Source organism: Kribbella sp. NPDC043289, from assembly GCF_056436705.1.
Genome location: NZ_JBWKCB010000004.1, coordinates 100,012 through 124,945 on the forward strand (window position 1 = coordinate 100,012; position 24,934 = coordinate 124,945).

Genomic DNA, 24,934 nt, shown 5'->3' on the forward strand with positions numbered 1-24,934 from the left:
ATCGTCACCTGCGGGTTGGCACCATGACTGTCACACCATCCTTTGTGACACTCGAGTACTCACGGAACCGCCGCCCCGCTCCGGATGCGGGCTTGCGGCGATCACGACTTGCCTTTGGAGGCCCATCGCGAAGGCTTGCTGAGTGCGTGTGAACTCGTGGTTCGAATCTGCTGTGAGACGCAGGGCGGCTGTCACTCTTGGACGCCTTCGCATGCCTAGCCTGTCGCGCTTCAGCTTTCGCTGATCCGCCGCTCGCGGTCGCGGACCGAGATACACCAGCGGCCGCCCCTGACTTGGACGACGCGGCGGGCAGTCCGACAGTAATCGCGCGACGCCGGCCCAGGGCTCCGTCTCCGCCTGGTGAAGCAGCGACCGTCCCTGCCGTCGCGCCGGCGACTGCCCGGGCCTGGTCCTCGAGACGTGCAAGCTGCGAGTCCTTGCGGGCGCCGGGAACCCCGCTCGCTCCCGCTCCAGCCGGATCTATGGCACGACGTTCAGGAGAGCCAAGTTCATAGCCCGGAGCCTGTCGCGGAGCCATGACACGTTGCCCAGCTCCGAGCGCCGGCGCCTGCCGGAAGACGCGGACGGACGTTGCCTGCTGGGCTTGCGTACCTTGCGCTCCGCCGCCTCTGGCAGCTCGCTCCGCGACCGACGGACTCGCTGCTCGACTGCCAACGGCGCCCAAGAGCCGTCGTACGGCGGTCGTCGCGCCTCGGCGCGCCAGGCCACCCATGACGAGGCTCCCCATCCCTGGCCGCATCATCGAACTCATGCTCTCGAAGAGCCGTCGCATGCGAAATCCTGCAATGAGAACAGCGATCGCGAGGCCGCTGACAGGCAGCCATCCAAGTGTGTCGGTAAGACTGAAGACCGCTGTGACGAGGGCCAACGTCGTGGAGAACACAAGTAGAGCGAGGATCGACTGCAAGACCAGGCCCAGCAAAGCCTCGAACCAGTTCATGCCCCACTGTCTGGTCCGACCCGGAATGGCCCAGAGGCAGGTGAACAGAACCCCGACCACCAGCAGGATCATGCAGCCTATGAAGGCCATCAGTGCGGTAAAAGCGAGAGACACGGTCAGAAATGCAAACAGAGTCGCCGCTATTGCGCCAAGAGTCAGTACACCGACACGACCGAACGGATTGTCGCCTTTCGCCCACTTCACGGTGGGCGCATTGCCCCCACCTTCAGCCTTGCTGACCTCCTGGTCGATGTAGCTCTTGCGGGCGTCGCCGTCTGTCCCCTTGTCGAGAATCGCTTTGCCGTAGCGCTGACAAGCCTGGAGGGAGCCGAACTCGGCAACGCACCACGGGGTTGCAGCAAAAGCCCGCCAGGTCGCGTCTCCGGACTTCCGCAGCAAAGTGTCCCGCTTCGAACCCGTGAAGGCCGGTTCAGACCATTCGATCGGCACCTTTGTCGTCGCCCCGAGAACCTCCGTCGAGGTTCCGACAACGGCGTCTGATCCAATCTGTCGCGCGCCGTCAACGCCGCGCAGCCAAGTTGCCGGTGCAACGGCGAAGCTGGTGGCGAGAAGCCCGGCGGCGAAGACCCACACCAGCTGACTCATTGCACTGCCGTTCGCTCGGCGTTGCGCATAAGCCGCAATTGCACCGAACGCCAGCGCAGACGGCAGCAACCAACCGGCGAGTTGTGTGTTCACCAACCCAATTGCCGAAGACGCGGTATCGGTCAGGGGCTTCATGTCGGTGAACGAGAACAGCCACCAGCCGACAGAGATAGCTGCCCGAGTAATCGCGACGATGTAGAGCATGACCATGTGCGCGTACCCGTTGAACACAGCCTCCATGGGATCGCGGAAGCTGGTTTCGAAGTCCAGACCATAGACCGTCGGGCTGTACTGCTCGAACAAGGTGCGCGTATCCCCGTGCGTCAGATCGGGAGTCGGCAGGAGGTCACCGAAGCCGGTGGGGTTTGTGGGGCCCTGGTTGGGGTCTGCGGCTAGGGCTAGTTGGGCGGAGACTATGAAGGAGATCGAGAGGACGAAGGCCGCTCTTCGGAGGCGGCGGGGCCACCTCATGCGACGTGCTCCTTGCCGCCGGGGCGGTTGGTGTTTTGGGGGTTGTCGGGGTCTTCGTAGGCCGGGTACATGGCCTCGTTGTAGGCCGCTTCGTCGGCTTCTTGGTCGTAGACCTCGTCGGGGCCGATCGGGGAGTCGTGGCGGAGGGGGTGGTGGTTCTCGTTGGGGGGCGTGGGGGGATGGCCGTTTTGCTGGGCCACCGGTGCGCCCGGTGCCTCCACTGGTGCCGACGACGCGTGCTGCGCGGGTGTCGACCGTTCGTTGTCTGCGGTCGGTGCCAGCGGGGTCTGCGCGTAGCCAGCGGCCGGCGGGCGCTGCGCGTGGCCGGGCGCCGGCTGGTTCTGCGCGTAGCCAGGCGCCGGCTGGTTCTGCGCGTAGCCAGGCGCCGGCTGGTTTTGCGTGTATGCAGGCTGGCCATTCGTCGCCTGGGCGTGGGCGGTCGGCTGGCCGTTCTGGGGCGCTGACGTCTGGCCGTTTTGGGCGGCCGGCTGGGAGCCGTGTTGTGCGGTTGGTTGGGAGCCGTGTTGTGCGGTTGGTTGGGAGCCGTGTTGTGCGGTTGGTTGGGAGCCGTGTTGTGCGGTTGGTTGGGAGCCGGGTTGTGCGGTTGGCTGCTGGCCGTTTTGGGTGGGGCCGGCCTGGGGGGACGTAGCGGTGGGGGCTGACGGTCCGCGGGTGCCGTTGGTGGGCGCCGGTGTGGTCGGCCCAGCCGATGGAGCCGGAGCCATAGTGGGCGCGGGGGTGGTCGACGCCGCCGGAGGCGCGGTGGGCTCGTTGGAGGTTGGTGCCGAGGGTGTGCGGGCTTGGGCGGTGGCGGCGGGCTCGAGGTCTTCTTCGTCGTCGGCGAAGGGGTCTTCGGGCTCGGGCGCCGTGGCCACTGGGTCGCTCGTGTCCTTGGAGTGTTCGGACTCCGGGGTGGTGCGGAGGAGGGCGGCGACCTGTTGGCTGGGGATGTCGATCTGGACGGTGGCTACTTCGTCCCAGCGGTCGCGCATGATGCAGTGGCCGTGGCGGATGGATTTGCCGTTGGCGGCGGTGTTGATGCCGCGGACAAGGGTCTGGTACGGCGGGGTTTGCGGGCGACCGAGGAGCTCCAGCAGGGAGTCGACCTGCTCGCGGGAGCGAAGGCTGAACGCGAACAGGGTGGTGATCTGCTCGACCAGACCCGGGAGCTTCAGGATCGACGCGGGGTCCTGGGTGTCGAGGACCAGCGATGCGCCCAGGGCACGGCCGACACGGGCGATGTAGTCGAGGAACGAGGCGCCGTCAGGCGTCTTCGTCAGCAGGTGGACCTCGGGGACGATGACGACCTTCGAGCGGCCGCGGAACTCGCGGCGGCCGGTCGTGCGGACCATCCAGGCGAGGCAGCCGCGCAGGCAGGCCATGCCGACACGTTCGATCGGGGACCAGGACTCGGGGGCCGCCTCGGGTGAGGGCAGCGTGAGGCCTGGCATCTGGACGACCCAGAGGCCTGGGTTCGTGGTCAGCGAGGAGAGGCCGGACGGCGGTCCGGCGACGACCGAGCCGAGGCCGGTTTCGACCAGGTCGCGCAACGCGAAACCGACCGTACGGATGGTTTCCTGTTCGGAGTTGCACAGTCGCTGGATCACGCCCCACGAGGACGGATCCGGTGACTGGATCTCCGCACGGGTGGCGGCGACGACCGGCGCCTCGGCCGCGCCGCGCAGGTGCGGCGGCAGCAGAAGCATCAGCTGCGAAGGTGCCTGCAGCAACGCATCGTCGACAGGCAGCACGCGGAGCAGGTCCGCGGCGCCGGAGAACTGTGCCGTGATCTCGATGACAGCAGTGGGTACGCCGTATTCGGCAGCGACCGCGGACACACCGGCGGCGTCGCCCTTCAGGTCCAGCAACGGAACCCATGCACCGGCGAACGCGGAGTCGAGACCGCCCATCATCGCGGCAGTCGTCTTCCCTCGACCCGACCGCCCCAGGAAGAGCGTCGTCGTCGCGTCACCAAGCGCAGAACCTGCGGCCGCGTCGAAACGCACCAGACCAGGCGTCGACCCCGTCAGATACCCAATCGCCGGACCGGTGGCGTCACCAATGGACGCACCGCCCCAGAACCAGGAGCCGAAGAACGCCGTCGACTCGCGCACATGCCCGAGGTCAGGCACGCGCAACTGGTCGCCCGGCAACGACTCCAGCCACAGGTCGCGCTGCTCGTCGGCGCCGGCGGCAACCGTGATGCCGCGATCCGCATAGTGCGCGATGACCGCGTCGACGTACGCCTCGAGGTCCTCGCGGGTGTCCGCGCTGACCAGCAGCCGTGGGTGATCCTCGACCAGGGTCAGACCGCTCCGGTTGATGTCGCGTTTGACCTCGCGCATGACGCGCTCGGTCTCGACGATCTCGTCGGCGGTCTCCTCCGCGGTGCCCTTCGCGGCCGATCGGCGTTGTTCCTTCGCGCTCTTCCGGGTCTCGTCGACCAGGTGGCGCGCGGTCTTCTTCGTCAGTACCCGGAAGCGGACCGACGCCTCCACGGTGACGTCGATCTCGTCGCCGTCGTCGTCGATCGCCTTGATCTCGGACAGCGTCCGCAGCCACTCCCCCGCGCCCGGCGTCTCGAGCTCCTCGGGGAAGTCCGTCATTGCCAGCACAGTCGTGTACGCCGCGATCTGGCCGCGGGTGTCGTAGATGCGCAGGTGGTCGGTGTACGGGACCACACGGCCAGACGTCAGTCGGGCCAGTGCAGCGCCGGTGATGAGGCCACGGCGCGGCGCCGCGACGGCGCCACGGTGCATCTCACGGCTGATCAGCCACGAGATCACCTCGGCCGGCGCGGTGTGCGCCCGCCAGACCGTCGAGCCGAGCTGACGAGCGAGCTTGCGCACCCGCTCGTCGAGGTGCGCGAGCTCCCGCGCACTGACCCGCCACGACGTCGTACCCAACGCGTCACTGATCGAGCCGCGGACCTGCGCGGTCGCCCGCGGGTCGCGATCGCTGAGGTGTACGCCGAGGGCGACGTACCGCTCCGGCATCCGCATCTCGTCGATGCGGTCGGCCCGGGTCTGCGCCCACGCCTCGTGGTCGCCGAGCCGGTAGTGACCGGCGACGGAATCGATGTAGTCCTGACCGGTCGAACGGCCCCAGACCACCTTGAGGTGGCTGAGCCGGTCGCCGAGGATCGTCGCGGCCGCGCTGACCGCCGCGTCGAGGGCGGCGTCCTGTTCGGCCTCGGTGGCGAGGTCGGTGTTCGCCACCGAGATCAGGAACCACGCCTCGGCACTTCGCTCGGTGACCAGCAGACCGTCGGCGATGGCCACCAGACGCGGTGGAGGCAGGCCGCGCTCGCGACCGACCCCCACCAGGTTCAGAAGCTTGTCAGCGATCTTCATCCAGGCCTCTTCCCTGATGACGTCCTGCGACTGACCCGTTGTACGTGATCCGAACCCAGCAGCCGGGCTCGCTGGTTGACGGTGATGTCCGCACCCGCGCGGACCATCGGGTCGAGCTCCACGACGACCTCGCGTTCCCACTCCGGCGTGACCCGCGCCTTGGCCAGGTCGGCGACCTTCCGGGTCGAGACGCGCTCACGCCAGGGCAGGTACTCCGACTTGTCGGCCGCCCGGGCACCGAGACCGATGATCGGCCGGTGCGCCCGCAACGCGTAGCGCACGGCGAGCGCCCACTCGGTCACCCGGCGGCGGCGTTCGTGGAACTTGCCCGGTCGCCAGCCGAACGCGGTGATCACGAACGGCGGCACGACGTACAGACTGACGGTGGGTTTCTGCGGTACGCCGATGAACGGGAACAGCAGCGCGACCCAGAGCACGATGATCACCGCACCGAAGATGATCATCCGGCGCCGGGCGCCTTCTCCGAGGTCGATACCGAGCAGGTCGTACTGCCGGGTCTCGATCTCGAAGTGGTGGGTAAGGGTACGGCCGACGCGCATCAATTACCCCCGGACAGCAATCCCCAAAAGCCCTTGAGCACGTTGATGGTCTGGTTGTTGGCGTAGATCAGCCCGCCGACCAGCACCCCGGCCGCGATGTGGCCGAACAGTTCGCCCCACTCGCGCTTGAAGTAGTGGCCGATGGCCCGCAGTACGAGGATGGCGATGAAGATGTTCCCCGCGATGACCAGGACCCAGTCCTTGAAGTCCGCACCGGTGGGGACGTTCGGGTCGGCCATCGGCACGGCAAGCTGAACCACGCTCGCAGCCAGTTCGTGCGTCGTCATTGAGGTGTCTCCCTTGTTGCCTCGGTCATCCGATGGCCAGTCGCTGGATTCATCCGACGGCAGCCACTTGCCATCGCTGTGCTCCGTCCGTGGCGACAGTACGCCTCAGCGTGAGCGTGTAGGTCTGGTCCAGCGTGGTGTCACCCACGCCGTCCCAGGTGACGGCGGCGGTCGCCCGCCGCTCGTCGTCGTTGCCGGTGTAGACCTGCCAGTCCTTCAGCACCCCGAACTTCACCGCACCGTTCAGGCTGCGGATCGTCGAGCCGGGCGAGGTCACGGCCGACACCTTGTTGTCCGACTCGGCGTACGCGCTGAAGAACGCTTCCGCGTCCTTCTGCGTCGCCGCGGTCAGGTCGTCGTCGGGCGCCCCCGCGCCCGGCATGTTGTCCGGCAGCGGAGCCCGGACGTCCGGCACGAACGTCGGCGGTCCGCTGACCACCACGCGCGCCGCCGTCCGGACCACTGGGACCGATACGCGGTCCCAGGAGACCGGACCGGCCGCCCAGCCCCTGCCTTGTTTGGTGAAGGAGTGCACGCGCACTCGTACGTCGACGGTGCCTGTGAGGCCGTTGGAGTCGGTCTTGACCTCCCCCGGGTAGGCCACGTCGGCAGTCTGCTTGCCGCGACCGTTCCAGCCCGCGCGGCTGTCCAGGCCGGCCGCGAGGTCGAGGCCGATCTGGGCCGGGCGGGCGTCGGGTGCGTTCTCGTCCCAGGTCAGGTACGAGACGGCGTACCGCGTCGCGACCGCGCGGGCCTCGTCGGCCGGGAAGCTGCTCTGCCCACTGACCACCGGTTGCTGCGTCCGGTTCGGGCTGACCCAGGAGCGGATACCGCTGATCGCGGCCAGCAGCAGTACGACGACCACGAGCCCGCGAAAGAACCGCCGGGCCCAGGTGGAGAACGACGACTCCGGCTCGGTCGACCACGGCGCCTGCCCGGGCCCCATCACCTCGCGGGCCTGGCCCGGCGCGGCGTGGGCGCCCTGTGCGCCATGCGGAGAACGCTGCTTCAAACGCTCGGGTGAGCGGTGTTCAGGGTCCTGCGGCGCGCCGTCCTGGCCGCGAGCGGCGGGACGACGGGGCGGAGCCATCACACCGCCGGGTGGCGGCGGGGTCTTGCCCTGCGGAGCGGAGTACTGCGCGGCCACGCCCTGCGCCTGGCGAGGACCGGGTGACACCGGACCACCGGGGTGGTCCCACCACTCCGGCGCGGTGCTCTGCGGGCGTCCCTTGCCCGGTTTCTTCGTCCGGCGCTGGTCCGACCAGTGCTCACCTTGTGGCGGCAGGTTCAGTAACGTTCGCCACCAACTCATCCCTACCCGCCCCTCAGACAGCAGTTACGCGGACAGTAGCCGCGAGGATACGGCACGCAACCATCCTCCGGGAGGCCTGAGCCCGGCATCCGGATGCTCCATCGCTCCCCGCAGCCATACTGTTACCCGACTCGCGGGCGGTGTCACCCTGAACGGCAAGCCGCGACACCTTCGGTACCGTCGTCATAGCTCCTCTCTCATGCCTACTCGGGGTCCGAGCAAGCAGCGCACACCATGCCACACGCCGCGGACAGGTTCGAAAATCCGTGCGAAGAACAGGGTAAAAGAACGCATCACCTGATCACGCATAGTAACCGATCGAGCGGGCCCGCCTGTGGAAAACTCTCCCGTGGCGAGGGGTCAAAATCGGCTTCGGACAACCGCTTGCCAGCAGGACTTCCGGGCATAAGGTCGGAGTGACCCCTGCTACCCCCTGGAGGACCAGGATGGAAACTCGCCGACTGGGCCGTCTCGGCCACGAGAGCTCGGTACTCATCTACGGCGCCGCATCGCTCGGCGGTGTCGACCAGGACCGCGCCGACGCCTCGATCCAGGAGGCCCTCGATGCCGGCATCAACCATTTCGACGTCGCCGCCGACTATGGCGACGCCGAGCTGCGGCTCGGGCCCCGGATGCCGGAGATCAGGGACCGCATCTTCCTCGCCACCAAGACCGGTCGCCGGACCTTCGAGGAGGCCTGGAGCGAGATCAACCGGTCCCTGGAGCGGCTGCAGACCGACCACGTCGATCTGATTCAGATGCACGCGGTCTGCGATCTGGAGAACCTGGATCTCGTCACCGGCAAGGGCGGTTCGCTGGAGGCGGCGGTCCGGGCCAAGGACGAGGGCATGGTCCGGGCGATCGGCATCACCGGCCACACCGCGCAGGCGCCGTCGGTGCACACCGAGGGCCTGCGCCGGTTCGACTTCGACAGCGTGCTGACGCCGCTCAACTACAAGCTGTCCACGGACCCGCAGTACGCCGCCGACTACGCGGCCCTGGTCGAGGCCGTGAAGGCCTCGGACGCGGCCCTGATGACGATCAAGATGATCGCCCGGCGGAACTGGGCCGACGGCGAGCAGAAGACGTACGACACCTGGTACCGACCGTTCGACGAGCAGCGTTACATCACGGCCGCCACCGCCTGGCTGCTGAACGGGCATCCGGAGATCACCGGCCTGGCTACCGCAGGTGAGACCCGGCTACTGCAGCAGATGATCGTCGCGGAACGCGAGCGGGCCGATCTCTCTCCGGAAGCGGCCGCATCGATCCTGCAAGAGGTCCAGGACTACGCGTCACCCTTCGTGGACATTCCGATCTAGGAGAGTGGCCCAGGTCACATTCGAGACTCCGGATTCCGGTCAGGTCGTACGGCGTACGACTTTCTGTCGGCATGCCCGGATGAGACACGTGCGGGGTCCGGGAACAACCGAGACCCCGCTCGGTGTTGACTGCGGTGTACTCATCTACTTTCGGAGGTCGTAGTGGCAACGGTCGAGCTGACCCAGGACAACTTCAACGAGGTGGTCGGTGGCGACGGTCTCGTACTCGTGGATTTCTGGGCCGAGTGGTGTGGCCCGTGCAAGATGTTCGGACCGGTTTTCGAGAAGTCGTCCGAGACGCACGAGGACATCACCTTCGGCAAGGTCGACACCGAGGCTCAGGCCGAGCTGGCGCAGGCCTTCCAGATCGCGTCCATTCCGACCCTGATGGCGGTTCGCGACGGCGTCGTCCTGTACTCGCAGGCCGGTGCGCTGCCGGCGGCGAGCCTGGAGGACCTGATCGGGCAGCTGCGCGCGGTGGACATGGAAGAGGTCAAGGCCCAGATCGCCGCCCACGAGGCGGAGCACGGCACCGAGCCGCACACGCACTGATCTACAAGCAGGTCAAACGCTTCAACGGATCCGGGAGTTCGCATCGAGCTCCCGGATCTGTTGTGCCAGGGCGATCCGGTCCGGGCCCATCTGGAGCTTCGGGTTGTGGTCGAGCGCGGCCAGCAGCTGATTGCGCTCGCCGGGCGTGAGCCGTCCCCAGCCGCTCTGCACCAGCTTCAACGCGTGGTACTGCTCGTTGGCGGTCAGCGGTCCGCGGATCGCCTCGAGCAGTACGTCGCTGTCGATCAGCGAACGGTCGCCCTCCATCAGACCGAGGGCGAGCACCCGGACCACCGGTGAGCCGGTGACGAACAAGTCCCGTACTTCGTCCTTGTCGAACTTCTCCACCGCGGCAGCGTTCGCGACCCGCTGGAGAATCCGGTCCATGATCAGGCCGCGCAACGGGGTGAGCTGCTCCTCACGAAGCTCGGAGTAGATCGTCGCGTACGCCGAGAGCTCGGGCCCCATCCCGAGCCGCTCCAGCGTTTCGGCCGTCTTCTTCGCGGTCTCCGCCATCTGGCGCAGCAGATCCACTTCGAACGAGCCGAGTTTCATCGTCCGGATCCGGTCGACGATCGACGGCATCACCAGGAGCAGCAGGCCGGCAGCGAGCACCGTCACCAACTGCCCTTCGCTGACGCCGGTGAACAGCCCGACGATGCCGGCGACAAGCAAGGCGCCACCCAGCAGCAGGCACAGAATCCGCGCCACCACGTCCACCACCGGCCGAGCCTTCGCCGCCCACGCGGGCGCACCCGTGCCGCCCACACGCCGCGGCGCAGGTGGTGGCGGTGGTCCGTTCACGTTCGACATCACGCCCCGCCTCCGTCCGTCGCAACCCGGTGTCCTGATCGTGCCCGCCTTGATCAGCAATCAGCAAGCGGTCAGCCGATGCACCCGGCACACCGGCCGTCAGCTCGTGGATCTAGGAGTCTCTGGAGCTGAGGACGCAGAATTCGTTGCCTTCGGGGTCGGTGAGGACGGTGAAGGTCGCGTCGGTGGGCTGGCCGATGTCGGCGCGGCGGGCGCCGAGGGCTTCCAGGCGGGCGATCTCGGCGTCGCGGTCCTGGCTGGTGTGTGGTGCGAAGTCGAGGTGCAGGCGGTTCTTGACCGACTTGCCCTCCGGGACCGGGACGAAGACCATGCCGGGGCCGATGCGCTCCCAGGGGGTGTCCTCGACGGTCTCGAGCTCGACCCAGGCGGGGACGTTCACGCACTCGTCGTCGCTCTCGTGGATCGTCTTCCAGCCGAAGGCCTCGGCCCACCAGGCCGCCTGCTTTCGGACGTCGTGACAGTCGATCACGACCGTGTACCAGCGCAGCACCATGACAGATCCTCCCCAGAACGTCGGAAAGCAGATGGTTGCACGCGACACCGACAAAACAGAGAGCGGGCCCCGGGCAGGGGATGTCAGCCAGGGCCCGCTCTCGGTGCTGACCGGAGCGGCAACGTGGTGGCCTGAGGAGGCGCGGGCAGATGAGGCGCTGCCCGAGGAGGGTCACCGAAAGGGCTGCTCGAGATGACGGTCAGCGGGATGGAGGGGCCACGTCGTTGGCGCCCCTCCAAGCCGTCGTCAGCGAAGTGGGTTGAACGGACGCAGCTCCGCGGGCGCACGGCCGGTGGTGATGGTCTCCGCGAGCAACTGGCCGGTGACCGGGCCGAGCGTGATCCCCCACATCCCGTGCCCACCGGCGGCGTACACCCGCGGCGACGCGGTCGCGCCGATCAGCGGCAGGCCGTCCGGGGTGCACGGCCGCGGGCCGACCCACTCGAACGTCCGGGCGTCCAGGTCGGCGTCCCGCAGCAGCGGCCGGGCGGCGTCGACGATCGCGTCGATCCGCCGCGGGTCGAGCTTCGCGTCGGGCTTGCGGAACTCCATCATCCCGGCGACCCGGAGCCGGTCCCCCAGCGGCGTGCAGGCGATCCGCTGCGCCGGGAAGTACACCGGGCCGGCCGGCACGTGCGCCATCGGCACGCTGAAGCTGTACCCACGCCCGGCCTGTACGACGGTCTTCACGCCGAACTGCCGCGCCAGGTCGCCGAGCCACGCGCCGGTTGCCATCACCACCGCGTCGAACGGGTCGGTCTCGCCGTCCCCGGTGATCAGCCGGACGCCGCGGATTTCGTCGACGATGTCCTTGACCACCACGCCACTGATGATCTGCCCGCCGCGGGCGATCACGGAGTCGGCGAGCAGCCGGACGTACTCACCGGGGTTGATGAAGCGCTGCCCGTGCAGCCGGATCGCCGCGCCGATCTCGTCGGACAGCGACGGCTCGATCTCACGGGCGTCGTCGCCGCTGATCGCCTCGAACTCGATGCCCTGACCGGCGGCGTGGATCTGCTGGATCTCCTCGAGCAGCACCTTGCGCTCCTCGACGGTGCGGTACGCGGCCAGGAACGACTTGGCCTCGTAGGTCTGCGCCTCGACGCCGGCCTTGGCCAGGAAGTCGAACGCGCTCAGGGACTGCCGGTTGATCGGAACCAGCGCCTCCATGGCGGTCTTCCAGCGTCCGGCGGTGCTGTTGCGAGCGAAGCGGGTGAGGAACTTGAGGAGCCGCGGGCTCGCGGTCGGTGGAACGTACACCGGTGAGGCAGGGCTCAGCACCGCGCGGACGCCGTACTTGAGGACCGCTGGTTCGGGCAGCGGGGTGGCCAGGCCGGGGGTCAGCCAACCGGCGTTGCCCCAGGACGCGCCTGCGGCGACACCTTCGCGATCGAGCACCGTCACCTCGACGCCGGCCTCCTGGAGGAACCAGGCGGTGGCCAGGCCGACCATGCCCGCGCCGACGACGGCGACGCGGTCGGGGACGATGTGGCTTGCACCAGGTACGGAACCAGCTGTGGTCATGTATCGATGGTGCGGCCGCCGCGCGCCGCTGTCATGGTGCGATCACACCATTGACGGGACAAATGACTGTGCTCAGCGCACAATAACCTCATGATCTCCGTGTCTGACCTGACCGCTGCCGTCGGCCCAGCGCTGTTCGAGGTGGTGGCGGCGGGCAAGGGCGACAGTGAGGTCCGGGACGTCTTCCTGGCCGATCCGCAGGAGCCTGCGACCGGTCAGCCCGGCGATCTGGTGCTCGGACTCGGTCTGCGCGACGCAGAGGACGCTGTCGAGCTGGTCGAGCGCTGCGCGGCCGGCAACGCCTCAGGAGTCGTTCTCCGTACGACGCTGGCGCACGAACCGACCGTGGCGGCCGCAGCGGAGCGGGAGGTGCTCGCACTCGTCGCACTGCAGCCCAGCGTCACCTGGGCGCACGTCGTCTGGCTGCTGCGCGGCGTACTCGACCGAGCCGCCGCACCGGACTCGCCCGCCGCTGGAGACGCCGGTGTGCACCAGGAGCTGTTCGCACTGGCCGATGCCGCTGCTGCCATCGTCGACGCGCCAGTGACGATCGAGGACAACCAGTCCAGGGTTCTGGCGTACTCCTCCGGTCAGGACTTCACCGACCCGACCCGTGTGTCGACGATTGTCGGACGCCGCGTCCCGGCCGAGGTGATCGCGCACTTCAGGGCCCGTGGCATCTTTCGGCGCCTGGCCCGGTCCAGTGAGCCGTTCCTGGTACCTACCGGACCGAACGGCATCCGCCCGCGTCTCGTCGTACCAGTGCGGGCCGGCGGTGAGTGGCTGGGGTCTATCTGGGCTGTTGTCGACGGTCCGGTGAGTGATGCGGTCACTGCGGAGCTCAGCAACGCCGCGTCGGTCCTAGCGTTGCACCTGTTGCGGCTGCGGGCTCAGGCCGACGTAGCGCGGCGGAGTGCGATCGACCGGCTGCGGACGATCCTGCGGCAGTTCTCTCCGGACAACCCGGTCGACGTACGGCTTCCACGTCAGCCCTGGCGCGTGGTGGCGCTCGGCTCACCCGAGGGGTACGACGTACCTCAGCAGCTCGACCTGTGGGAGTCGACCGGTCGTCGGCACGGCTGGAGCGAACCGCAGCTCGCGGACCTCGACGGAACGGTGCTGGCCGTGGTCACCGACACGGACGGACCAGGGTCGTGGATCTGGCTGCAGAAACTCGTCATCGAGCAAGCACCCGGCACGTACGCCGCGGCCGGTGGTCCGGCCCGCGGACCAGCCGATCTCCCGATGTCCCGAGCCGAGGCCGTCGAACTCCTCGGTCTGGTACGTCGGGGACTCGCGCCCGGCCCCGCACTTCGGGTGGAGGACGCCTGGCACCTGCTGACGGTGCATCGGGCCGTCACCTCGCTTGATACCACCAAGATGGATGGTCCGCTCGCAACGCTGCTGCGGCACGACATCGAGCACGACACGGGATTCGTGGAGACGTTGCAGGCCTGGCTCGACTATCCGGGGCAACCGCAGCGGGCGGCGCGCGCACTGCACCTGCACACGAACACGTTGCGGCACCGGATGAAGCGAATCGGCGAGATCGCGCACCTCGACCTGTCCGATCCGCGGCAGCGTCTGGCCCTGCAACTACAGATCGCGGCGGTCCGCACCGAGCACTGAAACCGGCACTGAGATCTTCGCCACAGCCCCATGTAACAAGGCTTCACATTCCGGCAACTGTTGAGCAACATCCGGCTGACAGAGTCTTCCTTGTCAGCCGGTCCGGCCTTTCACCAGGAGGCCGGAACGGCGGACCAAGGTCCGAGCTTTTCACCAGGAAGCTCGGCCCACCGTGGGCCCGGCGATTGTCTGAGCGATCGCCGGGCCAACGGCATTTCCGGGCCGATGTTGCCTACGACAACCGGTTGACGATGGCCGAGTACACGCCCGGCAGCCGTGTCGCCGCAGGCACGATCCGCGGCGCGAGCACGGAGCGGTTGCGGGCCCAGAGCAATGTCGCGGTCAGCAGGCGGCACTCCCAGGAGACCCGGCGCCAGGCGGCCTCGTAGTCCTGCGGGCGGTCGGCGCGGACGCAGTCGACGAGTTCGGCCGACGTACGAAGTGCTACCGCGATGCCTTCGCCGGTCAGCGCGTCGACGTACCCGGCGGCGTCGCCGACGAGCAGGACGCGGCCGGCGGTACGGGCGCGGACGCGTTGACGCAGCGGTCCGGCGCCCATTACGGCACTGGCCGTTTCAGCGTCGCGGAGGCGGCGTTTCAGTAGCGGGAAGGCGTCGAGGTGCGAGTCGAAGGTGCCGCGAGCCGAGGTGAGGACGGCGACGCCGACCAGATCGTCGGCGACCGGGGTGACGTAGGCCTCGCCGAGAGGAGACCAGTAGACCTCTACGAGATCGGTCCACGGTGCGACGTGGAAATGCTGTCGCAGACCGCGGCGGACTTCGCTGGGGTTCTCGGAGCAGAGACCGAGTTGGCGACGGATCGGTGAATGAAGGCCGTCGGCTGCCGCCAGATACCGCGCAGTGATGCCGGCAGCGGTGACCGAGGTCGTGTTCTGAGTGATCGGCCCGACCCGATCACGGATGACAGGGATGTCGAGAGCAGCCAAGCGCGAGACCAGACCTGCCTGCAGAGTGGTGCGGCGTACTCCAAGCCCAGGGCCCGCGGCGAAACGGGCGTCAACGGAGTGCGTCCCGTCGAGGTACCGGATGCCGTGGAACGGACGGCCGGTGAGTTCCACGCCCAGGCGGGAGAGGTACGACGCCGCGCTGTGGGCGATGCCCTCACCACACGCCTTGTCGATCGGAGCGGAGCGCGGCTCGACCACCACGACCGACAGACCGGCCATGGCAGCCCGGATGGCAGTGGCGGAACCGGCCGGTCCCGCTCCGGCGACCAGCAGGTCGATCACGTCACCAGCGCCGACTTCAGTGCCGTCTCTTCGCACCGGATCCGGACGGCCAGCAGCGGAATGTTCAGGACGGTGAAGACCAGCGCGGTGATCCACGCGGTGTGCACGAGCGGCAGCGCGATCCCCTCCGCGACGACCGCCACGTAGTTCGGATGCCGCAGGAACCGATACGGGCCCCGAGCAACCAGCTTGAGCCCGGGTACGACGATCACGCGGGTGTTCCACTGATGCCCGAGCACCGTGATGCACCACCACCGCAGCCCCTGCGCGAGCAGCACGACCGCGAACATCGTCCACCCCAACCACGGGATGAACGGCCGATGCATCGCCTCGATCAGGCACGCCGCGAGCAGCCCGGTGTGCAGCGCGACCATGAACGGGTAGTGCCCCCGCCCCGACTCCACGCCGCCGTGCGCGAAGCTCCACTTCGCGTTGCGCAACGACACCACGAGCTCCGCCACGCGCTCTGCAGCGACGAGCAGCACCAGTCCCACATACCAGCCGTACATCACCACTCCATCAGCACAAGCTCGGAACAGAACCCAGGCCCCATCGCCAGCAACACACCAGGTCCCTGGGGAGCAGGATCCAACTCGAGAGTGTCACCGAGCACGTGCAGCACCGAGGACGACGACAGGTTGCCGACCGCATCGAGCGACTGCCACGTCAGGTCCAGCGCGCCGGGCCGCAGCGCCAGCGTCTCCGCGACCGCCTCGAGCACCTTCGGCCCACCCGGATGACTCACCCAGGTCCCGATGTCCGGCACTGTCAACGCGTGCTCCCCCAGGAACCCGCGGACATCGCCGCCCAGATAGGTCCGCACCACGTCGGGTACGTCGGCCCCGAGCACGATCCGGAACCCGCCGGACCCGACGTCCCACCCCATCACCCGCTCCGAGTCCGGATACAACCGGCTGCGCGTCGCCACCACCGAAGGACCCGACGCCAGCGGATGCTCGGACCCGGTCAGCACCACTGCCGCCGCGCCGTCCCCGAACAGCGCCCCACCCACCAGATTCGGCAACGAAGCGTCGTCCCGCTGCAGTGTCAGCGAACACAACTCGACCGACAGCAGTACGGCGACCTGCGTCGGCCACGCCGTCAGATAGTCGTGCAGCCGCGCGATCCCCGCCGCTCCACCGACACACCCGAGTCCGAACAGCGGCAGCCGTTTCACGTCCTCGCGCAGTCCGAGCCGCAACGCCACCCGCGCGTCGATCGACGGCGCCGCCACTCCGGTCACCGTCGTGAACATCAGTACGTCCACATCGGCCAGCGTCAGCCCGGCGTCGCGCACCGCTCCCGCGACCGCCTCGGCGCCGAGGTCCACGGCCGTCTCGATCCACGCGTCGTTCGCCGCACCGAAGTCCTTGAGGACGGCGTACTCCTCCAGCGGCAGGGCCAGATGCCGGTACGACACCCCCGCGTTGGCGTGCAGCCGGCGCAACAACGCCGTACCCGCTCCGTCCGGAAGACACATCGAGGCGAACGCCTCGGTCAGCTCCGACTGCGGATAGCGGTACGGCGGGAGCGCGGGCCGGACCGCTGCGACCCGCGTCATCGTGGCATCGTTACGTGGGTGGGGATCCTCAAGACGCTTCGCGGACTGGCACTCGCCTGCCACCCCGGTCCCACCGTTGCCGTCACCGCACTGGTCACGGCCGTCGCATGGTCGGCCGGGCGCAGTCCGGCCGGGTGTCTCCTCGTCGCAGCAACGATCCTCACCGGCCACCTCTCGATCGGCTGGAGCAATGACGCGATAGATGCCGCCCGCGACACCATTGTGAACCGCCAGGACAAGCCCGTGGTCCGTGGACTGGTGAGTCGGCGGACACTCGCGATCGCTGCCGGCGTCATGCTGGTGGTCACCATCCCCGTCTCCTTGGCCAACGGAATCGCGGCCGGACTGGTTCATCTGCTGTTCGTCGGCTGTGCCTGGGCGTACAACTTGGGTCTCAAATCCACCGCGATCTCCTGGCTCCCGTACGCCGTCGCGTTCGGCGCACTGCCCTCGTTCGTGACGCTCGGCACCGCGGACGTCTGGGCACCGTGGTGGGCCACCGCGGCGGGTGCTCTCCTGGGTATCGGTGCCCATTTGGCGAATGTCGTACCCGATCTGGACGACGATCTCGCGACCGGCGTCCGCGGCTGGCCGCAGCGACTGGGCCGCTACGCCCGCCTGCTCGCCCCCCTCCCGCTCGCCCTCGCGACCGGGCTGCTGGTGATCGCCCCGGCCGGGCCGATCGGGGTGATCGGCTGGATCGCGCTCGCCCTCGTTGCCGCGCTGCTCGCCACGATCCTGCTCTGGCGGGACGCCCCGTTCCTGATCACGATCGCGATCGCCGCGGTCAGCGTGATCTCGCTGGTCCTGCGCGGAGACGCCCTCGTCTGACCTTCAGCGACTCTTCAGGTGCGGATCGTCGCTTCGTGTTTACGGTGGAACACATGCTCTTCCGACGAACGTTCGCTGTCGTGCTAGCTCTCGTGGTCGCGCTGGCCGGATGTTCCCGGGCCGATCAACAGCCGACCTCGGTCAACACCAGCGCCAGTGAGCCCGACCACCCGAACATGGTGTTCGTGCTCACCGACGACCTGTCGATGAACCTGGTGCAGTACATGCCCCAGGTACAGAAGCTGGCCAAAGACGGCGCGTCGTTCGCGAACTACTCAGTCACGGACTCGCTGTGCTGCCCGTCGCGGTCGTCGATCTTCACCGGCAAGTTCCCGCACGACACCGGGGTGTTCACCAACGGCGGCAAGGACGGCGGGTTCAAGACCTTCCACAAGCGCGAGAACGAGGACTCGACGTTCGCGACCGCGCTGCAGAAGGCCGGCTACCACACCGCGATGATGGGCAAGTACCTGAACGGCTACCAGCCGGACGGCAAGGTCGACGGGCAGGACAACTACGTGCCGCCGGGCTGGGACGACTGGGCGGTCGCGGGTGCCGGGTACAACGAGTACAACTACACGCTGAACGTGAACCACAAGCTCGAGAAGCATGGCAAGGAGCCGAGCGACTACCTGACCGACGTACTCGCCGGAAAGGCGCGGGACGTCATCAGTACGTCGGCCGACGCGAAGCAGCCGTTCTTCCTCGAGGTGTCGACCTTCTCGCCGCACGGTCCGTACACGCCCGCGCCGCAGGACAAGGACAAGTTCCCCGGGCTGAAGGCTCCGCGCGACGGTTCGTACGGCAAGCTGCCCGCGAACGCGCCGCCGTGGCTCGCGAAGCACCCGCCGCTGACCCCGAAGCAGCAGACCGCGCTGGACCAGGCGTTCCGCAAGCGGGCGCAGGCCGTGCAGTCGGTGGACCGGATGATCGGCTCGCTGCGGGACACGCTGGAGAAGAAGGGTGTCGCCGACAACACCGTCGTCGTATTCAGCTCCGACAACGGGTACCACCTCGGCGAGCACAGCCTGACCGCGGGCAAGCAGACCGCGTTCGAGACCGACATCCACGTGCCGCTGGTGATGGCCGGTCCGGGGCTCAAGGCCGGCAGCACGGTGCAACAGCCCGCGCAGAACATCGACCTCGCGCCGACCTTCGAGACCCTCGGCGGACTCACCCCCGCACCGGACGTCGACGGCCACACGCTGACCCCGCTGCTCGGCGGTACGGCGCCCAAGGACTGGCGTACGACGAGCCTCGTCGAGCACCACGGCCCGGACACCGACCCGAAGGACCCTGATCACCCGGAAAAGGGCAGCGGCAACCCCACGTCGTACGAGGCCCTGCGCACCGCGACCGCGACGTACGTCGAGTACTCGGACGGGACCATCGAGTACTACGACCGCTCGAAGGACCCGCTCCAGCTGAACAACACGGCGTCCTCGCTCTCCACCAGCCAGCGCGCCGCACTGCACGCCAAGGTCAAGGCGCTCAAGGCGTGCAAGGGCGGAGCGGCCTGCTGGAAGGCCGGCGCCTAGGCCGCGTCGGGCTTCAGCGGGGCGTTGCTGCCGAGGATCGCGGCCGTCAGCGCCTCGGCCGGCTCCTTGGCGGCGCGCGGGTTGGTGATCAGCACCAGGTCGATCGGCGGCAGCTCCGGCAGCCCGGCGCTCGGCGGCGGCTCGACCAGGTCCGCGGGCATCAGCGACCGAGCGAAGATCGCGATCCCGAGCCCGGCCCGAACCGCAGCCAGTACGCCGTTGACGCCGCGCACGATGCACGTGATCCGGCAGGTGCGACCGGCCTGCTCGAGCGACTGCACACCGAGCGAGCGGCTCAGCGACGGCGCCTGGTACGTGACCAGCGGGACTGGCCCGTCGGCCGCGATCCGGGTGCCCGAGATGCCGGCCCAGACGAGCGAGTCACGGCGTACCAGCCGGCCGTTCGGCTCGTAGCCGCCGCCGGCGCCGTGCTTGACGTAGGCGAGGTCGAGGTGACCGGACTCGACCCGGCGGAGCAGGTTGGGGCTCTGGGCGACGGTCAGCTCGAGGTCGATCCGCGGGTACAGCTGCCGGAAGTCCCGCAAGATCTTCGGCAGCGGCGTCAGCGCCAGGTCGTCGGTGACGCCGAACCGCAGCCGGCCGCGGAGCTCCGAGCCGGTGAAGTAGCCGGCGGCCTCCTCGTGCGCGGCCAGGATGGTGCGGGCGAAACCGGCCATCGCCTCGCCGTCCGCGGTCAGCGTGACAGTGCGGGTGTCACGGACGAACAAGGGTCGCCCAACCGCCGTCTCGAGTTTGCGGACATGTTGACTCACCGTCGGTTGCCGGATGCCCAGCCGCTCTGCTGCCTGGGTGAAGCTGAGCGACTGCGCGACCGCGAGGAACGTCCGGAGCTGGTCCGGGTCGTACATCGATGCACCTCCCATTACGTCACGCAATAAGACTAATAGGAGTAATTCGTTGGGGGAATCCAGCGTCCACCCCTGAGGATGGAGGGGTCCTCCCCTGACCAGTCCAATCGCGTAGGGATCGCTCTTGACCTCCCGGGCCACCGGTACTGTCCCGTCCACCGACTTCCACCTTCACCGCACCACCGACTCGACGAAACTCCGGGAAACGCAGGCGCGCCGGCCCGGTTTCAAGGACACCTTCAGCGCGCTGCGGGTCCGTAACTTCCGCCTCCTGGTCAGCGGTCTGCTGGTCAGTTCGACCGGCGGCTGGATCCAGCGCATCGCCCAGGACTGGCTCGTGCTCACGCTCACCGGCAGCGCCACCGCGGTCGGCATCACGACCGCGCTGCAGTTCCTCCCCACCCTCGTGCTCGGCCTGTTCGGCGGCGTGATCGCGGACCGCTTCCCGAAGCGGAAGATCCTGCTCGTCACCCAGATCACGATGGGTACCTGCGCCGGCATCCTCGCGCTGACCGCCTTCACCGGTTCGGTGCAGGTCTGGCACGTCTACACGATGGCGTTCGTACTCGGCCTGGCCACCGCCGTCGACAACCCGACCCGGCAGTCGTTCGTCACCGAACTGGTCCCCCGCGAGACGGTGCGGAACGCGATCAGCATGGTGTCGTCGACGTTCCAGCTCGGCAGCCTGATCGGTCCCGCGCTCGGCGGCGTCCTGCTCGGCACGATCGGCGCCGGCTGGGCCTTCGCGCTCAACGGCCTGACCTTCTTCGCCTCGATCAGCGCGCTGCTGCGGATGCGCGAGAGCGAGATGCCCGGGTTCCACGCCGCCCGCAAGGCGAGCGCGGGACTGCGGATCCGCGACGGGCTGCGCGACGGCGTCCGGTACGCGTTCCACGAGCCGGCCGTCCGCTGGGCGATCGCGCTGGTCGGCATCTACGGCATGTTCTGCATCAGCCTGCCGGTGACTCTGACCGCGTTCGCGGACCGGGTCTTCCACACCGGCGCCTCGGGGTACGGCGTACTGAACTCGGTCGTCGCGTTCGGAGCGCTCGGTGGTGCGCTGCTCTCGGCCCGCCGGGTCCGGCCGACCCGGCTGCGGAACCTGATCGGGATCGCCTGCCTGCTGACGATCACCGAGGTGCTCGCGGCGATCCAGCCGTCGCTGTGGACGTTCATCCCGGTGCTGGCCACGATGGGGATGGCGACGCTGATGTTCCTGACCGCGGCCCAGTCGATGGTCCAGCTGACCACTCCGGACGGCCTGCGCGGCCGGGTCTCCGGGATCTACAACCTGGTCTTCATCGGGGGCGGCGCGATCGGCGGGCCGACGGTCGGGTACCTCGCCCAGCACTTCGGGGCGCGCTCGGCGCTGGCGCTCGCCGGGCTGGTACCGGCGATCGCGACGATCGCGATCGGTCTGCGGCTCCGCCGGGACGGCAAGTTCCGGCTGGTCCTCGTCCGGACCCGGTCCCCGTGGCACCAGGTTCCGCTCCGGCTCAACCTGCGGCAGACCGAGATCCACCTGGCGGCTCCGCAGAGCACCCCGCTCTGGAACCGCACGTCCCGCCCGTTCGCCCTCGGCCGCCGGCAGCACGCGCGGATGGACTCACACGTCGGCCGGGTCCGCTCCCGCCGCCGCCCGCAACACCACTGAGTTCAACTCCCGAGTTCCCGGGGCAGGGCCGAGCGGCTGCCTTCCACCTCGCCCCTGCCCCGGGCCACACCTTGAGCCCCCACCAACCATTTCGGCCGCCTCACAATGGTTGGTGGGAGCACAAAGTCAGCCGACCTTGCCGCCGGAGCCGGTGGAGGTGGACGGGGAAGCGCCGAGGGTGGCTAGGTTTCCGCGGGCCGGATGGGTGCGGCCCATCGGACCTGCGGCCATCGCCCGGAGCAGGTTCAGCGTGACCGTCCGCGTGAACGCCACCCCGGCCGCGGTGAGTGAGAGCTTCGAGTTCGGCGCGCGCAGTGCCGGGACCCACTCCATCGAACCGGTGTCGAAGACCCCGGCTCCGGACGCGACCGTGTAGTACGTCGCGTCCGAGAACGTGTGCACTCCCGCGCCGCAGCTCACCGCCGAGTGCGCCACCACCTGCAGGTTGGCCGGCGTTCCCGCGATCGGATACGCCCGGTCGACCTCGGTCGAGGTGAGCCCTGGGAACGACGTACCTCGCGTCCCGCTGAACAAGAAGAAGTCGCGATCGTGCACCGTGAACGCACCGACCGCCGGGAAGCATTCGTAGAGCATCCCGGTCAACGAGTTCTCGGGGCGCGGATCCGGCTTGCTGCGCCATTTCGCGGTCGTGTCCGGCCGGTTCTTCACCGGGTCGGCATTCGCGTCCTTGTACCCGACCACGACCCGGGACGCCCCGAGCGGACTGTTCTCGTACCGGACCCGCCAGTAGACCGCGTTCGCCCCGAGGAACGCGACGTTCGTCCCCGTGTCCCGCGCCTTCGTCACCGCGTCGCGCATGGCAACGGTCCAGTACTCGTCATGCCCCAGCGACACCATCCCGCGCGCCCCGGCGAGTGCGTCCGGCGCGGTCGCGAGATCCACGCTCGTCAAATAGGCCAGCGGTACGCCGCTCCGCTCGGCCAACTGGATCAGCGGCATCTCGGACTGCACCAACGTGCGCGCGCCGTTCCCGTCGTACGGGCGGTCGAAGGTGACGCGATGGGCGCGACTCGCGAACGACTTGTCGGGCCCGTTGTAGAGCGAGTACCCGCCCCACTGGTTGTAGGCCTGGTACGTGTTCACCGCGTTCACGATCGCGACCGCGCCGCGGGTCGACTCCGAGCGGACGGTCATCGGGACGTACTTCTGCTTACCGTTCGCCGCGGTGAGGAGAAGCAGGTACGCGCCGGCCGGCCAGCCGGTCGTCGAAACGGTGAGGGACGGTTGCCATTTCGTACTGACCATCCGGTCCGCCGGCCGCACGGTCGGGGCGGGTTGCGCGCGACCGGGGATCGTTGACGACGTCCAGACCAGCCTCGCACCGGTTCCGCCGTACCAGCCAACGCGGAAGGCCCGCACCGTGAAGGCGCCTGCGGTCGAGGTGACGAACAGGCGGAAGGGTTGTCCGCTGCGGACGCTGACGTGGTCGGCGTACCCGGCGAGCTCCATCGGCCCGGCGATCCGGTTCACCGGGATCCGCCAGGCCGTCGTCCCCGGCTTCGCGTTCTCGGCCACCGGCGCGGCGGTCGACGGCTTACCCGTGGATGGCTGACCGGACGATGGCTGGCTAGTCGACGGCCCGTCGGTGGTTGGTGACGGGTCCGCGGCAGGCGGGCTCGCGCGGCACCCCGCCGCCGTCAACAGCACGACTACCCCCACCACCAGCCATCGGCGCATACGGTCAGTCTCTCGCATGCAACGGCGGGTGCTGCGTCATAGACCCCACCGGCCCGCCGGTCCCGCTCATCTGCGACGGCGATTCGCGCAGCGTCGACAGGTCGCCGAGCGCGGGATGCGTCCGCCCCAGCGGGCCTCCCGCCAGCGCCCGGAACACGGTGACCGTCACCTTCCGCGCGAACGCCACCGCCGCCGGACCCACACCCGCCTTCGGGTCCGGTCCCGCCAACGCGCGTACCCACTCGATCGAGCCGGTGGTGAACACGCCCGCCCCCGACTTCGCGGTGTAGTACGACGCGTCCGAGAACGTGTGCCGGGCGGGACCACAGGTCGTCGGCGAATGCGCGACCACCTGCAGGTTCGCCGGCGTCCCCGCGATCGGATACGCCCGGTCCGCCTCGTCCCCGATCAGCCCGGGGTACGACGTCCCCGCCCGCGCTCCCGTACCCGCGAACAGGAAGAACCCCGGGTCTCGGATCGTGAACGCACCAACCGCCGGGAAGCATTCGTACAGCATCCCGATCAGATTGTTCTCCGGATCCGGGAACGGGTTGCTCCGCCAGCGCACCGTCGTGTCCGGCTGGTTCTTCAACGGATCCAGCCGCGCGTCCTTGTACCCGATCAGCACGCGCCGCGGACCGAGCCGACTGGCCGCGTACCGAACCCGCCAGAACACCGAGTTCGCGCCGAGGAACGCCAGGTTGGTCCCAGCGTCACGCGCCTTCGTCACCGCGTTCCGCATCCCGGGCGTCCAGTACTCGTCGTGCCCACCGAACACGATCCCGCGCGCCCCGGCGAGCAGCCCCGGATCCGCGTCGAGATCCGCACTTGTCGCATAAGCCAGTCGTACGCCGCTCTGCTCGGCCTGCTGGATCACAGGCATCGCGAAGTCCATCAACCCGCGCGCGCCGCCGTCGTCGTACGGCCGGTCGAACGTCACCTCGAGCGAACGCTGCGCGGACAGTTCGTGCGGACCGTGGTAGAGCGAGTAGCCGCCCCAGGCGTTGTACGCCTCCTCGGTGTTGACCGCGTCGACGATCAGCACCGCGTCCCGGGCGGAGTCCGACCGCACCACGATCGGCACGTACTTCTCCTTGCCGTCGGCCGCGCGCAGCAGGAGCAGGTACGCGCCGGGCACCCAGCCGGTCGTGCGGACCGTCAGGGACGGCTGCCAGTTCGTCGTCACCATCCGCAGCTTCGTCAGCGCCGGCGCCGCTTGCTTCACGCCCCGTACGACGGGTGATGTCCAGACGAGTCGCGCGCCCGTTCCGCCGTACCAGCCGAGCCGGTAGGACTGGACGGTGAAGTTGCCGTCGGACGAGGAGACGAAGAGTTTGAAGGGCTCACCGCTCCGGACGCTGGTGTGATCAGCGTAGCCGGCCAGGTCGGCGGGACCGGCCATCCGGCTCGTTCTGATGACCCAGCTGGTCGAGCCAGATCGGCTGATCTCGACCGGACCTGGGGTGGTGCCGGCCGCCGCGGCGGCCGAGTGCTTCGGGGTCGCCTGGCACCCGGACACCAGAATCGTCGACAACGAGACCATGACAGCAAGGATTCCTGCGCGCACAGCCCCCTCCTCTCGCCATTTCGAGGGTAGGAGGGCGGAGCTTGGAACAGGCTGAGAAGCGTC

At 68.7% G+C, this 24,934-nt stretch carries 20 protein-coding genes; 6 read left to right on the top strand and 14 right to left on the bottom strand.

What is annotated here, in order from left to right; translation table 11 throughout:
- Nucleotides 1–4: 4 nt before the first annotated feature.
- The 5 genes from AC0662_RS24815 to AC0662_RS24835 all read right to left on the bottom strand — a co-directional run bounded on the left by AC0662_RS24815 (nt 5) and on the right by AC0662_RS24835 (nt 7,550).
- Nucleotides 5–1,870: a hypothetical protein gene (locus tag AC0662_RS24815; RefSeq protein ID WP_478303539.1), complete on the bottom strand. Its 1,866-nt coding sequence runs from the start codon at nt 1,868–1,870 to the stop codon at nt 5–7.
- Between the two features lie 164 nt (nt 1,871–2,034).
- A complete protein-coding gene (locus AC0662_RS24820) occupies nt 2,035–5,391 on the bottom strand; it encodes an ATP-binding protein (RefSeq protein WP_478303541.1) in 3,357 nt (1,118 codons plus the stop codon).
- Nucleotides 5,388–5,951 (bottom strand): hypothetical protein, encoded by a 564-nt coding sequence (locus tag AC0662_RS24825; protein WP_452198079.1) that lies wholly within the window; start codon nt 5,949–5,951, stop codon nt 5,388–5,390. The genes AC0662_RS24820 and AC0662_RS24825 overlap by 4 nt, the downstream gene beginning before the upstream one ends.
- Nucleotides 5,951–6,238 (bottom strand): hypothetical protein, encoded by a 288-nt coding sequence (locus tag AC0662_RS24830; protein WP_134118528.1) that lies wholly within the window; start codon nt 6,236–6,238, stop codon nt 5,951–5,953. The genes AC0662_RS24825 and AC0662_RS24830 overlap by 1 nt, the downstream gene beginning before the upstream one ends.
- Nucleotides 6,239–6,287: 49 nt before the next feature.
- The gene (locus AC0662_RS24835; protein WP_478303544.1) at nt 6,288–7,550 is read right to left on the bottom strand and encodes a hypothetical protein; all 1,263 of its coding nucleotides are present in this window, start codon (nt 7,548–7,550) and stop codon (nt 6,288–6,290) included.
- A 446-nt stretch (nt 7,551–7,996) separates the two neighbouring features.
- Here AC0662_RS24835 and AC0662_RS24840 point away from each other — a divergent pair, with 446 nt between their 5' ends.
- Both AC0662_RS24840 and trxA read left to right on the top strand, forming a co-directional pair.
- Nucleotides 7,997–8,872 carry an aldo/keto reductase gene (locus AC0662_RS24840; protein ID WP_452198083.1) on the top strand — a complete coding sequence of 292 codons (876 nt, stop codon included), beginning with the start codon at nt 7,997–7,999 and terminating at the stop codon, nt 8,870–8,872.
- A gap of 162 nt (nt 8,873–9,034) precedes the next feature.
- Nucleotides 9,035–9,424, top strand: a complete 390-nt coding sequence (gene trxA, locus AC0662_RS24845) for a thioredoxin (protein WP_452198085.1) — start codon at nt 9,035–9,037, stop codon at nt 9,422–9,424.
- A 21-nt stretch (nt 9,425–9,445) separates the two neighbouring features.
- Here trxA and AC0662_RS24850 read toward each other — a convergent pair whose 3' ends face one another.
- From AC0662_RS24850 to AC0662_RS24860, 3 genes are all read right to left on the bottom strand, one after another.
- Nucleotides 9,446–10,240, bottom strand: a complete 795-nt coding sequence (locus AC0662_RS24850; RefSeq protein ID WP_452198087.1) for a hypothetical protein — start codon at nt 10,238–10,240, stop codon at nt 9,446–9,448.
- Between the two features lie 109 nt (nt 10,241–10,349).
- Nucleotides 10,350–10,751 carry a VOC family protein gene (locus AC0662_RS24855; RefSeq protein ID WP_452198089.1) on the bottom strand — a complete coding sequence of 134 codons (402 nt, stop codon included), beginning with the start codon at nt 10,749–10,751 and terminating at the stop codon, nt 10,350–10,352.
- A 246-nt stretch (nt 10,752–10,997) separates the two neighbouring features.
- Nucleotides 10,998–12,275: an NAD(P)/FAD-dependent oxidoreductase gene (locus AC0662_RS24860; protein WP_478303547.1), complete on the bottom strand. Its 1,278-nt coding sequence runs from the start codon at nt 12,273–12,275 to the stop codon at nt 10,998–11,000.
- Nucleotides 12,276–12,365: 90 nt separating this feature from the next.
- Here AC0662_RS24860 and AC0662_RS24865 point away from each other — a divergent pair, with 90 nt between their 5' ends.
- Nucleotides 12,366–13,904: a helix-turn-helix domain-containing protein gene (locus AC0662_RS24865; protein WP_452198093.1), complete on the top strand. Its 1,539-nt coding sequence runs from the start codon at nt 12,366–12,368 to the stop codon at nt 13,902–13,904.
- A 232-nt stretch (nt 13,905–14,136) separates the two neighbouring features.
- Here the strand turns inward: AC0662_RS24865 and AC0662_RS24870 are convergent, their stop codons facing one another.
- The 3 genes from AC0662_RS24870 to AC0662_RS24880 are packed head-to-tail and all read right to left on the bottom strand — an operon-like array spanning nt 14,137 to nt 16,714.
- Nucleotides 14,137–15,153, bottom strand: a complete 1,017-nt coding sequence (locus AC0662_RS24870) for an NAD(P)/FAD-dependent oxidoreductase (protein ID WP_452198095.1) — start codon at nt 15,151–15,153, stop codon at nt 14,137–14,139.
- Nucleotides 15,150–15,662, bottom strand: coding sequence for an isoprenylcysteine carboxyl methyltransferase family protein (locus AC0662_RS24875; RefSeq protein ID WP_452198097.1), 513 nt, complete (start codon nt 15,660–15,662; stop codon nt 15,150–15,152). Before AC0662_RS24875 ends, AC0662_RS24870 begins: the two co-directional genes overlap by 4 nt.
- Nucleotides 15,662–16,714, bottom strand: coding sequence for a type III polyketide synthase (locus tag AC0662_RS24880; protein ID WP_452198099.1), 1,053 nt, complete (start codon nt 16,712–16,714; stop codon nt 15,662–15,664). Before AC0662_RS24880 ends, AC0662_RS24875 begins: the two co-directional genes overlap by 1 nt.
- 18 nt (nt 16,715–16,732) lie before the next feature.
- Here AC0662_RS24880 and AC0662_RS24885 point away from each other — a divergent pair, with 18 nt between their 5' ends.
- On the top strand, nt 16,733–17,545 hold the full coding sequence (locus tag AC0662_RS24885; RefSeq protein WP_478303551.1) for a UbiA family prenyltransferase: 813 nt from the start codon (nt 16,733–16,735) through the stop codon (nt 17,543–17,545).
- Nucleotides 17,546–17,598: 53 nt separating this feature from the next.
- Nucleotides 17,599–19,083 (top strand): sulfatase family protein, encoded by a 1,485-nt coding sequence (locus AC0662_RS24890; RefSeq protein ID WP_478303553.1) that lies wholly within the window; start codon nt 17,599–17,601, stop codon nt 19,081–19,083.
- Here AC0662_RS24890 and AC0662_RS24895 read toward each other — a convergent pair.
- Nucleotides 19,080–19,952: a LysR family transcriptional regulator gene (locus AC0662_RS24895; RefSeq protein WP_452198105.1), complete on the bottom strand. Its 873-nt coding sequence runs from the start codon at nt 19,950–19,952 to the stop codon at nt 19,080–19,082. The genes AC0662_RS24890 and AC0662_RS24895 overlap by 4 nt on opposite strands.
- 124 nt (nt 19,953–20,076) lie before the next feature.
- Here AC0662_RS24895 and AC0662_RS24900 point away from each other — a divergent pair, with 124 nt between their 5' ends.
- Nucleotides 20,077–21,606, top strand: a complete 1,530-nt coding sequence (locus AC0662_RS24900) for an MFS transporter (protein ID WP_452198107.1) — start codon at nt 20,077–20,079, stop codon at nt 21,604–21,606.
- A gap of 126 nt (nt 21,607–21,732) precedes the next feature.
- Here the strand turns inward: AC0662_RS24900 and AC0662_RS24905 are convergent, their stop codons facing one another.
- On the bottom strand, nt 21,733–23,304 hold the full coding sequence (locus AC0662_RS24905) for a N,N-dimethylformamidase beta subunit family domain-containing protein (RefSeq protein ID WP_478303556.1): 1,572 nt from the start codon (nt 23,302–23,304) through the stop codon (nt 21,733–21,735).
- Between the two features lie 4 nt (nt 23,305–23,308).
- Nucleotides 23,309–24,871 carry a N,N-dimethylformamidase beta subunit family domain-containing protein gene (locus AC0662_RS24910; protein WP_478303558.1) on the bottom strand — a complete coding sequence of 521 codons (1,563 nt, stop codon included), beginning with the start codon at nt 24,869–24,871 and terminating at the stop codon, nt 23,309–23,311.
- Between the last annotated feature and the right edge of the window lie 63 nt (nt 24,872–24,934).